At 60.2% G+C, this 10,199-nt stretch carries 8 protein-coding genes and 5 pseudogenes; 7 read left to right on the top strand and 6 right to left on the bottom strand.

Going from position 1 to position 10,199, the window contains the following annotated elements; translation table 11 throughout:
• Positions 1-184 precede the first annotated feature (184 nt).
• Positions 185-370, top strand: a pseudogene (locus DLM46_RS38435) (IS5/IS1182 family transposase); the annotation flags it as partial.
• Here the strand turns inward: DLM46_RS38435 and DLM46_RS38430 are convergent.
• Positions 369-617, bottom strand: a pseudogene (locus tag DLM46_RS38430) (integrase); the annotation flags it as partial. The pseudogenes DLM46_RS38435 and DLM46_RS38430 overlap by 2 nt on opposite strands.
• A 41-nt stretch (positions 618-658) precedes the next feature.
• Between DLM46_RS38430 and DLM46_RS40835 the strand changes: the two are divergent.
• Together DLM46_RS40835 and DLM46_RS38420 are read left to right on the top strand one after the other, a co-directional pair.
• Complete coding sequence (locus tag DLM46_RS40835; protein WP_244306539.1) at positions 659-1,633, top strand: site-specific integrase; 975 nt, start codon at positions 659-661, stop codon at positions 1,631-1,633.
• A gap of 125 nt (positions 1,634-1,758) precedes the next feature.
• The gene (locus DLM46_RS38420; RefSeq protein ID WP_165848163.1) at positions 1,759-2,658 is read left to right on the top strand and encodes a site-specific integrase; all 900 of its coding nucleotides are present in this window, start codon (positions 1,759-1,761) and stop codon (positions 2,656-2,658) included.
• Here DLM46_RS38420 and DLM46_RS38415 read toward each other — a convergent pair.
• Together DLM46_RS38415 and DLM46_RS38405 are read right to left on the bottom strand one after the other, a co-directional pair.
• Positions 2,546-3,013 (bottom strand): hypothetical protein, encoded by a 468-nt coding sequence (locus tag DLM46_RS38415; RefSeq protein ID WP_244306538.1) that lies wholly within the window; start codon positions 3,011-3,013, stop codon positions 2,546-2,548. The two genes, DLM46_RS38420 and DLM46_RS38415, sit on opposite strands and share 113 nt — an antisense overlap.
• A 277-nt stretch (positions 3,014-3,290) precedes the next feature.
• A complete protein-coding gene (locus DLM46_RS38405; RefSeq protein ID WP_244306537.1) occupies positions 3,291-3,785 on the bottom strand; it encodes a tyrosine-type recombinase/integrase in 495 nt (164 codons plus the stop codon).
• Between the two features lie 220 nt (positions 3,786-4,005).
• Between DLM46_RS38405 and DLM46_RS38400 the strand changes: the two genes are divergently transcribed.
• The 3 genes from DLM46_RS38400 to DLM46_RS38390 are packed head-to-tail and all read left to right on the top strand — an operon-like array spanning position 4,006 to position 6,799.
• On the top strand, positions 4,006-4,560 hold the full coding sequence (locus DLM46_RS38400; protein WP_244306536.1) for a hypothetical protein: 555 nt from the start codon (positions 4,006-4,008) through the stop codon (positions 4,558-4,560).
• Complete coding sequence (locus DLM46_RS38395; RefSeq protein WP_115110189.1) at positions 4,557-6,440, top strand: integrase; 1,884 nt, start codon at positions 4,557-4,559, stop codon at positions 6,438-6,440. Before DLM46_RS38400 ends, DLM46_RS38395 begins: the two co-directional genes overlap by 4 nt.
• Complete coding sequence (locus DLM46_RS38390; protein WP_115110186.1) at positions 6,437-6,799, top strand: hypothetical protein; 363 nt, start codon at positions 6,437-6,439, stop codon at positions 6,797-6,799. Before DLM46_RS38395 ends, DLM46_RS38390 begins: the two co-directional genes overlap by 4 nt.
• A 157-nt stretch (positions 6,800-6,956) precedes the next feature.
• Here DLM46_RS38390 and DLM46_RS38385 read toward each other — a convergent pair.
• The 3 genes and pseudogenes from DLM46_RS38385 to DLM46_RS38375 all read right to left on the bottom strand — a co-directional run.
• A pseudogene (locus DLM46_RS38385) lies at positions 6,957-7,811 on the bottom strand (helix-turn-helix domain-containing protein); the annotation flags it as partial.
• Positions 7,808-8,422 carry a hypothetical protein gene (locus DLM46_RS38380; RefSeq protein WP_341868626.1) on the bottom strand — a complete coding sequence of 205 codons (615 nt, stop codon included), beginning with the start codon at positions 8,420-8,422 and terminating at the stop codon, positions 7,808-7,810. The pseudogene DLM46_RS38385 and the gene DLM46_RS38380, both read right to left, overlap by 4 nt.
• A 141-nt stretch (positions 8,423-8,563) precedes the next feature.
• Positions 8,564-8,980, bottom strand: a pseudogene (locus DLM46_RS38375) (TniB family NTP-binding protein); the annotation flags it as partial.
• A 1,096-nt stretch (positions 8,981-10,076) separates the two neighbouring features.
• Between DLM46_RS38375 and DLM46_RS40830 the strand changes: the two are divergent.
• Positions 10,077-10,199: pseudogene (locus DLM46_RS40830) on the top strand (IS630 family transposase); the annotation flags it as partial.

The following is a 10,199-nucleotide window of genomic DNA, read 5'->3' as shown; positions in this document are numbered from 1 at the left end:
CGGTTCGATGAGCGGGGTGTGGAAACGGGGTTAGGGTGAGGTTACTCGGGCACCGCCAGACGAAAGGGGCGGCAACAGACAAACCGAACCTACCGCTACCGCGCCACATCTCGACTCTACCGAGGGTGTGTGAAAACGCCATGATCGCTTAAACTTGATTAACTCATTCAGCCTGGGTGACCGGATGAAGCGATTTATAGAAGGTGAAGATCGCAAGCAGGTGACGCTGCTTCCAGAGTGCCTCGATGACTTCGTCGCCGAGGACAATCCGATCAGGGTCATCGAGGCGTTCGTTGAAGAGCTTGACCTTGGATCACTGGGCTTCGATGGAGCGATGCCGTCGACTACAGGTCGACCGTCATATCATCCTGACCGATGAGTTGTGTGCTGCACGCGAGCACGTCATTGGTATAGCGGACGCGGTACAGATTGATGTGCGGGCGTACACCCTGTTCGAGGTAAGCCCGCACGGGGCAGCGCCGTGCCGTGTGCATCAGGCACAGCGTTCGCCGATGCTGCTCGGGTAGCCACGTGAGCAGTTGTTGTTTGCCGCGAACGAAATACGTCATCGCTTCGAGCGGCGTCACGCTATTCAGGCCTGCATGCGGAGTTCCGTCGTTATCTGGATGACGAAGGCATCGACTGGCTGACGTTTCCCGTGAACAAGCGGCAACGGCCGACCTACCGCTATAGCGCATCGATCAGGCTGGCCGTGCAGGCAGGCGAACTGTCTGCGGGTGTCGCGAAGCGTCGTATGGGTGCTGTAGCGCGCTTCTATCGCTGGCTCATAACCGAAGCAGGCTTCAAGCCCGCGAACGCGCCGTGGGTCGAATCTGATCGTTTCGTTGAGTTCAAGGACCAGAAGGGATTCAGCGGCGTGATCGAGGTCAAGACCACTGACCTGTCGATCCGCTGTCGCCGCGCGGAAGACCCGTGGGACGATCGCATTCAGGACGGCGGTCGCCTGCGCCCGCTCTCCTCTTCCGAGCAGTCGGTGCTGCTTGAATCGTTAGCCGCTCTCGGCAACATCGAAATGACGCTCGTTCATCTGTTCGCGCTGTTGACAGGCGCTCGCATCCAGACGGTACTGACCGTGCGCGCGAAACACGTAATGCGCAAGCCGGGCGAGTTTCACGACGACGACATCCGTCTCGCTTGCGGACCGGGTACGGGCATCGACACGAAGGGCGGTGTCAAGGGCGTGTTGCACCTGCCGCGCGGTTTCTACGAGCGGCTGTACATCTACGTGCACAGCGATCGTGCGCGCAAGCGCCGCCAACTGGCAGACGGCGGCGATCACCCCGACCAGCCGCTCTTTCTGAGCCATCGCGGTGCGCCGCTCTATGAGGATCGCGCATCGCGCGTCAGCACCGGCCCTCAGGTGCGCCGTCACGTCAAGACTGGACAGGCCGTGCGCCAGTTCATCAAGGACGAACTATTGCCCATAATGCGCGCGCAGCTCGGCAACCTCAGGTACGAATTCAGCTTCCACGACCTGCGTGCAACCTTCGGGCTGAACATGGTCGACGCGATGACCGCGAATGAGACCAAGTACACGCGGGCGCTCGATCAGTTGCGGCAGCTGATGTGGCACTCACGACTGTCCACCACCGAGGGCTATTACCAGCCGTAAATCTTTATGTAGAGCAGCAACGTCAAACGCTTGGTGAGCAAGGCGTCTTGTTTGAACTACTGCACATAAAGTTTCATGATGGGATCATGGCGGCCATCGGGATCGCCTTTGTGAGGAGTTCGATCATGGAGAAGTCAACCCATCAAGTTTCAAGCCACCTGCCGTTGCAGCAGCTCGTCGCCGGTGCCGTGAGCGAACTGGAGAGGCTAGGCTACAGCAGGAAATCGCTCTGGCGCTATCGCGTAGTCTGGCGTCATCTCATTGCGTTTTGTCATGAGATGAGCCTGGGAGATGAGTACTCCATGGAGCTGGCGAAACGGTTTTGCTCTACGTATCAAATTTGTGCTGACGAATGCCAGAACTCTGACCAGGGGTGGCGGCGGAATATCGTGGTTTCCCTCAAGGTTCTCGAGCGCTTTGCGCACGACGGGCACATTGAGCGCATCGTCACCGACATGCAGAAGATACAGGTTCCCACACCCATGAGCACGGCATTGCGCGACTATGAACTGTACTGCCGGGATCGCCGTCATCTTCGTACAACGACCCTTCGCGAGCGGACGCGGGAGATAGCCATATTCGCGGGTTTCCTTGGCTCAAGGAACATCACGTCTTTTGATCAGATGCAGCCGGCCGATCTCTGCGCATTTGTGACCGCGCAACATCGTCTGTCGGCGAAGTCAGTCTCGCGCATCGTTTCCGATGTGCGTTGCTTTCTGCGCTTTCTTCTGATGCGAGGAATTCTGCAGCAGGATCTCAGTCATGTATTGCCGGTGGTCCACGTTCCCCGCGATGCCACTATTCCGTCGGTCTGGGACCCGGAAGTCCTGACCAGGCTGCTCGAAGCCGTTGATAGATGCGCCATGTCTAGTAGCAAATTCAAGGGCCAGTTCCGGAGCGCTGTCGGCTCACTCATGGAACAGTTCGTCCAGGAGAAACGGGCGTGTGGGTATTGTGGTTCAGGTTGCCCAGCGAGACCTGTTCACGCTTCTCACGAAAGTAACGATGAACCGCCTCCGCCGTAGCCTTCTCGTCACAGAGCACCTGATGCAAGCCCAGCCTGTCGGCCCAGTTGGCGAAGTCAAGCACGCCGCGCAGAGCACCGTAGATAGTCTCAGGACGCCTGGCGCCAAGGGTCACACGCTCGGAAAGCTGCGTCACCAGCAGGCGTACAACCTTGGTGCGTTCGCTGCTGAAGCTTCTGGGATCGAAAGTGTGCCGCGTGTGCCGCGTGTTCGACGTGTCACGCGTCAGGTAGCAGATCTGTCCGATATCGGAACGGTTGCGAATACCTTCCCATTTAAGCAGCGCGCGCTCGGGGTGCAGCAGCGTCGTTCCCACCGCGAGCGGCATGCGAACTTCCTCGTACAGGCGGCTCATACTGCCACCGCGGTGTCTAGGGTGCGCGTGACCAGCGTCGACAGGTGTGTGCCCCAGCTGTCCTGCACAGCGTCGAACAGCTTGCGGTTCTCGCGGTAGCTGAGGTAACGCAAATGTGCTGTAGCACATTTGCGTTATTACCGGCCGAAAGTTGTTATGTGCAGTGTCGAATCCAGCCGACGATAGCAAAGGTCTCCGGTCGTAGAAACTCTACATAAAAGTTGGGCAGGATGGGGAGGCCCGCAGCCAATAATCAGCGCGCGCAACCTCCGCAGTCCTACAGTGAATGCAGCCACTCGAGGAGCGTTTTGTTCTGCCGCCACGATGGGATTTTTGGAAGCGGTGCACTGTCGTTGGCTTTCTCGAGAGCCTTGCGCTTCATCTCAAGGTTTGCACGAGCATAGATCTCGGTTGTCTTCACATCAACGTGACCGAGGAAGTCGCGGATGATCTCGAGCGGCACGCCGCTCTGCAGCAGGTGCATTCCCTTTGTGTGCCTCAGGCTGTGCGGACTCACCCGCTGTGTGAAGTCGGGGTGATTTCGCCGTACAGGAATCACATACTTTTGCAGGAGATACCGCACACCCGAGCGCGATAACCGTGTCCCTTGCCGGTTCTGGAAGAGTGGCTTGTCGGCCTGCTCAGGGCGATCGAGGTTGTTATCGCGTCGATACTGGCGCAGCAGTTCGACTGTCGAGTCCATCAGGGGCACGGCGCGTAAGTACCGTGCAGGTGGAATGGAAGTTACGTTCACCGTCTCGCTGGCCTTCATGCCAAAGCTCAAGGCGTATCTGGCATTGCGCAAGTATCTTGTCCAGGACGCAGACTGTGACACGTTGTTCGTCGTAGTCGGGCATCATGCGCAGCTGCGGCGGCTAACGGGTCTCTCAAGCCAATTCCTTGATCGGCTTTACAGTCGACTCGGTACGCTCGGGATTGTGCTGCCGCGCATTAGCGCACGTCAGTGGCGTGCGGCAAAGCAGGATTGGGCAGTGAGCAATCACGGCCCTGTCGTCGCAGCCAGGCTGATGGGGCACTCCTTGGCCACGGCGCTGCGCTCGTACTCGAACGGCACGGACACCGCGCACAAGGCTGAGATGGGCGCATTCCTCGCTTCAGTCGAGAAGACCGTGCTGAAGGCCGGCAACTACCCGGCGGGCTCCATCAGGAGCGCGGTGGGCGTCTGCATCGAGTTCCACAAGCCTGCGCCGATCGCGGCTTCGGTCACCGTACAGCCTGACTGCCGCTCGACTGAAGGGTGTCTCTTCTGCGACCAGTACCGCGTGCACGCTGACGCCACCGACATCCGCAAGCTGCTGAGTTGCCGTCACTGCGTCAGGCTCGTGAGCGGGCGTGCTGGCTCGTTCGAGCAATACGAGAGTTCGTTCGGCGCGGCGCTGCGGCGCGTTGACTTCCTGCTGGATGAACTGCGCAAGCGCGACGCCGCGCTGGTCGGTCAGATCGAGCACGGCGTTGAGATCAATGGAAATCTGGACGCTTTCTGGTCGACCAAGCTTGATCAGCTTTACGAATTGGGAGTGGCATGAACAATACGCTGATCGCGGCGCTCGCCGAGCGCCCCGACTGGTATCGCATTGAAGACGATGCGGTCGTCACGCGCGACACGGATGGACACCCTGCTTCGCTGTTTGGTGACGACGCCTGGGACATCCGTGCATATACGATTGGATCGCGCCGCACCAATATCCACTTTAGGGGTCACCTGCTTAACGACGCCGGCCGCATCCTTTCAGACACGACTACGCGTCAGTGGAAGCAGGTCATGTACTTTCTGATGCACGAAGCGACCGAAACGGTACCGGCGTCCAGTACTCTTCTAGCTTGTTCAGTTTACCTGAAGGACTTTGCTTTCTTTGCCGCCGAACGCCAGCTTGCTCTTTTTGAGGGGCTATCCAACGTCGCCGTTGTTCTGGACTATGCGGCACAAGCAGGGATGGACATGAAGGCCCAACGCCTTCATTCGATTCTGGCGAAGCTTCACCGGCTGGGCGCCGACGCCACAGGGCTGCGCGTGCCGTTGGCTCAAGTGCATAAGCCTCTGCTCGAACCCTCCGCGCAACGCGCCGGAAACTCACAATACGCGGTCATCCCGACGCGGATCTACCAGCACTTCCTGTCGACCTGCGAGCATGACCTCGGGATCGCTGAGAGCGTCGCGAACGCGCTATCGGACTACCTCGCGCGCGCATACGCTGGCGAGAGCCCTGACGTCTGTGCCGCACTGAAGACCGCTGCTGCCCACTTCGGGTGCAAGGACTCCCTTTACGTCGTGTTGTCGCTTGTGGCGTCGATCAGCGCGTTATGCCAGCTTGTCATCCTGTCGTTCACCGGCATGCGCGCGATGGAAGCAGAGAACCTGCCGTACGACTGTCTAAGCGAGACCCGGCTGGATGGTGTGACGCACTACGCGATCGAGGGCGTGACGACCAAGCTGTCCGGCGGGCGTCCCAAACGCGCATGCTGGGTGACGAGCCCGCTCGGTGCTCGCGCTGTCAGGCTCGCGCAACGGCTGTCGGGCGAGGCGCACCGTGCGCACAGCGCACCAGGCTACGCCGAATCGACGGACGGTTCCCACCTGCTGTTCTGTCGGATGGGTCTGCATCTTAGGTACGTGGCAAACCGGGCGCCCAGTACCATACATAACGAAGTCGAAGCTTTTCGTGAGCGCGTCTTCCCGACGATCACGGCCGAGGACATCGCTGAACTCAAGCGTGTCGACATGCACCGCGCATGGGAAGACGAACCGAAGTACGCGGTCGGGCAGCAGTGGCCGTTCACGCGTCATCAGCTTCGCCGCTCGCTCGCGTTGTATGCGCAACGCAGCGGCCTCGTCACGCTGCCGACGCTCAAGCGTCAATTGCAGCACATCACGCAGGAAATGAGCATGTACTACGCTCGTGGCTCGGCGTTTGCGAAGGGCTTCATCGACACCGACAAGGCTCACTTCGCGAAGGAATGGGCCGAGGCACAGGGCCTGTCCGAGTACCTTGCGTACGCTGAGCAGGTGCTGTTCTCTGACGAGCGGCTGTTCGGCGGGCACGCAGCATGGACACAGAGCAGTGCCGTGCAGGCGTCGCCTGTGTCGGTCTACTCACGCGAGCAGACGGTGAGGATGTTCGGGAAGGGCGAACTGGCGTACCGCGAGACGGTGCTGGGCGGCTGCGCCAGCGTCGAGCCGTGCAAGTCGACGCCGCTAGACTGGATGCGTCTGGATTGCCTTGAATCGAACTGCCGTAACCTCGTGGTCGTGCCGTCGAAGCTTCAGCGCGTGATCAAGGCGCAGCAGGCTACAGTCGAGAAGCTGCGCGCTGTCGATGAGATGAGCGTCGAGAGCCGCATCGAGGCACAGACGCTGCAACGACTGCTTGACGCGCAAGAGAAACTGATGAAACCGGAGGCCGCATGAGCGATGCCATGACTGACTACTACGCCGCCCTTGAGCGGCTGAAGAAGCGTAAGGGTGCGCGTATCAACAACGATACCGTGGCGATCGAGGCGGGCCGCAAGAAAGGCAGCATCAAGAAGTCGCGCCCTCCGTTCGCCGAGCTAATCGAAGCAATCGATGCGGCCAACGCCGTAGCTGAGCGGCCAACGCTCGAACTGACCGAACGTCTGAACCGCGCGAAGGGCAACGCGAAAGATCTGCAGGCACAGCTTGACGAGTCGCTGGCTCGTGAACTCGCGCTGCTGCGTCAGGTATTCAGCCTGCGCAAAGAACTGGCCGCGCTGCGTGGCGGGAGTGTTCTGCCCTTGCAGTCGCGCTAGATCTCGAAATACGATATAGCAAACTTGTGGAGGAAGATGGACACGCGACGGTCGTTGTGTCCACTTTTTCTCCCAATCTAATGGACACCCCGCAGTCTGGCGATTCCAGTATTTTCAAGGCTCCGCCTGATGTCCATCGTTTTTCTCTTGCGCGTAGCGCGAGCACCAGATGGTAGCCGAGCACGGTGCGTGTACACACGTCGATAATCACGAGCAGCCAAACCCGCTCGATTTCGAACTCGTGCGTGAAGCCGAGCGGATCGGGCACGACGATCTTGAGCCGGATGTCGAGTTTGTGCCCGTCAAACTCGACGACCTGATAGGGACGCCTCGCGGCTGGCGCCCCGGCTTCGCCATCGGGGCGCGGCAAACCTTTGAGGTGCGAGGCGCCGGCCGCACGCGCAGCGGCGCCGAAGTTGCGCAGCAACTCCGCCTTGACGCACGCCGACAGGGAGCGGATCGCATGGCCTGCGGTATTGAGCGGATAGTCGGCCGCCGTCAGACCTACTTGCCTGCACTGCTGAAGGAACTCGGCATGCAACGCTTTCAGCCCGCGCAGACGCGTATGGAGACCATCGTCGGTGTCGCGTTGATCGAGCTTGATGCGACGCTGCTTGAGCTGCAGCCGTAGCCAGCCGGCAAGGGTCGGATAACGATCGAGCAGCTGGGAGAGGGCGCCTACGGCACCACTGCCGCCGCGCTCGCCGCGCATGGTGACGGGACGCACACGGATGTACTCCGTTACGCGGACATGTGCGATGAGCGCGCGAAACCCAAAGATGCGCCCGTCGCGATGCGGTTCGAGTGCCCGTTCGAGCAAACGATAGAGCTGTCGGCGATTGACACCGGTCGCATCTTCGATGTCCTTGACGGGCTCGCCCTGTGCGTAACGCTCGATGGCCTGCATCCGGGCCCTGAAGTGCTTTCGCGCGGCCGCATCGAGCTCCGTCCAGGCGACGGTTGGCCATGTCGTCACATCGAGCGCTTGCAGTTCGGGTTTACGGCGACTCATGGTCGGGCCTCGGCAGCACCAAAGCGCGTGAGCCATGACAGCGGTTCGGTGCGCAACTCCGGGGCGCTGACGCGACCGGCGTGCAATAGCGCGAATACGGCTGCGCGCGCGACGACAGGGTCTCCCGTGGAGAATTCACGCTCGATGGCCAGCAATGATTGGGCCGTTGCCAGGAAGCGCTCGACCGCATTAAGGAGCGAAGTCGGCACAAGGTCACGTGTGGCGATCAGACAGGGCAGCATCCGCTGCCAGTTGTCGATCCAGATCCGCGAGGCGGCCAGTTCTGCGGGCTCAAGCAGGCGCACCGTCACGGCGCTGGCATCAAGATCTGCATGAGGCTTGCCGTTATCCACGGCGACCGGATCGGGCAGGAGCAGCAATTCCTGACGGTCAGCGTAGCAGACCTGGAAATCGGCGAGAAACCGGTGATCACCGATCTGGACATAGCCAGGGCGTTCGCAGAAGGCAAGCACGGTCGGATCGGACTCGAGCACGATCCATTCATCGACAGCGCCGCGTCGGTCGAATGTGAGCCGCCGCTTCAGCTTCAGGCTGAAGACTTCGAAGCGGTGCGCGCCGCGCATTCGCGCGAGCGCGACCGGCTGCGTCACGTGCACAGAATCGTCCATAAGATCAAGACCTTAGGATGGGGATTCGAAGTCTAGGACGCGAATTGACAACTGTTATGCGGACTTATGCGAATTGACGACATTGCTTCGTTTAGAGTGCAAGTAAAATCGTCAATACGGAGCGCAGAATCCAGCCACTACAAGGATTCCTGATTGACAACTTTGTTTTCTTCTACGGATACGCAGCGAAAGGCGACTGCGTTTTGCCGAGCTCGTACCCGCGTGCGGAGCGTGATCACCGACGGCCTCCAGCAGATTGGCGAAGAAGGGGCCTTCCGCGTGTTTCGGCTTGTGCTCGCACTGTGCATGGTAGCTGGACATCTTCGGGTGCTGACGCGCAAGCAGGAGCCGCACGTACTCGATCGCCCGGGTTTTGCCAATGCGCGGCGGTCCATAGATAAGCGCGCCAGGGATCCGATAGCGCAGGCGGCGGGCGACAAGTTCGTAGAACGCTTCGATCGCGGGCGTCGCCAGGCGGTAATTGCCCGTGACGAGCGGATGCAGTGAAGGATCAATCGGACGCGGCACTTCGAGCGACATGATGCACCTCCTGGCGTGAGCGATAAAATCAGAAGACCTGACCGGTACCGATGGAGAGCTTGCGTGGGCGCACCGATAGCCGTGGTGCGAGATCGATTTCCGTCGCTGGTTGCGTGCCCGGGGTTGGCGCAGCGATCATTGTCGCAGTCTCTGCATCGATCCGACGTTTCGGGCCTACAGGTGCGCGTACCGTCGGAGCCGACGTCAGTAGCTGCGTCACATGGGCGAGCTCCGTCGCTGCTTTCCGCGTCTTCCTCGCCTGCTTCAGCTTTTGCTGGACGTACGCCTCGATTGGATTGGGATCAATCGCAGCAATATGGCGTCGGCGCTTACCAGATTGCTTGAGAATCTCCTGACGCAGTTTGAGATTGTGCGGCACTATGCCCCACGCTCCTTGCGCCTCGAGGACACCCAGTTCCTCGCCAGTGGCCACGAAGGCGCGTACTGAGCGTAAGTCGTCAGCGTTCATGTAGACCAGCAGATACTCGCCGATCAGATGCGTACCTGCCGCGAGCAACCGGCTCGTGTAGCGCACACCATGCAGGTTGATATGCGGACGCACGCCTTGCGAGAGATAGGCACGCACCCGGCATCGTCGGGCCGATTGCATCAGGCAAAGTGTCTGGCGACGCGCNAATTCGCGTTCAACAGCGAGCAATCGTTGCGGCTCTCCCAGGAACCCGACGATCGCGCGGGGCAAGGTTGACGGAACGAGCCCTTCGTTGGCGACAAGGTAGGGGAGTATGCGCTTCCAGTTGTCGGTCCAGGTACGCGCGGCGGCGAACTCGGCGGGCGCGACTATCCGGATCGGCAATGCGCTGTCGCCGATGTCACGACCCGAACTGATTACGCCACATTCCGACGCCGAATCATCTAGGATAACTAATTCTTGATTATCAACGTAACGGATCCAGAAATCGGCAAGCTGACGGGACCCGTTGATCAGCACGTAGCCCGGACGCTCGCAAAACGTGATCACTCTCGGGCTTGCCTCGAGCAGCAGCCATTGCTCTAGTGTCCCGAGTTAAAAATTCATTGCCTTATTTGCGTTGTGTACTAACCTGGGTTGCAGGGTTCGCAAATAAGCGAGGCGACGATGAGAGGAAGACCGAAGGCACCACTGGTGCTGAGTGAAGCGGAACGCGAACAGCTCACGGCGCTGACCATGCGGCGCAAGACCGCGCAGGCGCTGGCCTTGCGCGCACGCATTGTGCTGGCC

It is taken from the genome of Paraburkholderia lacunae (assembly GCF_003353175.1).
GTDB lineage: Bacteria > Pseudomonadota > Gammaproteobacteria > Burkholderiales > Burkholderiaceae > Paraburkholderia > Paraburkholderia lacunae.
Note: the sequence above shows the minus strand (reverse complement) of the source record. Positions and strands in the feature narration are given on the sequence as shown.

Excerpts from the sequence above, each read along its gene's own strand:
- DLM46_RS38420 (WP_165848163.1), top strand. The coding sequence starts at position 1,759 with ATGGAGAAGTCAACCCATCAAGTTTCAAGCCACCTGCCGTTGCAGCAG.
- DLM46_RS38415 (WP_244306538.1), bottom strand. The coding sequence starts at position 3,013 with ATGAGCCGCCTGTACGAGGAAGTTCGCATGCCGCTCGCGGTGGGAACG.
- DLM46_RS38405 (WP_244306537.1), bottom strand. The coding sequence starts at position 3,785 with ATGAAGGCCAGCGAGACGGTGAACGTAACTTCCATTCCACCTGCACGG.
- DLM46_RS38395 (WP_115110189.1), top strand. The coding sequence starts at position 4,557 with ATGAACAATACGCTGATCGCGGCGCTCGCCGAGCGCCCCGACTGGTAT.
- DLM46_RS38390 (WP_115110186.1), top strand. The coding sequence starts at position 6,437 with ATGAGCGATGCCATGACTGACTACTACGCCGCCCTTGAGCGGCTGAAG.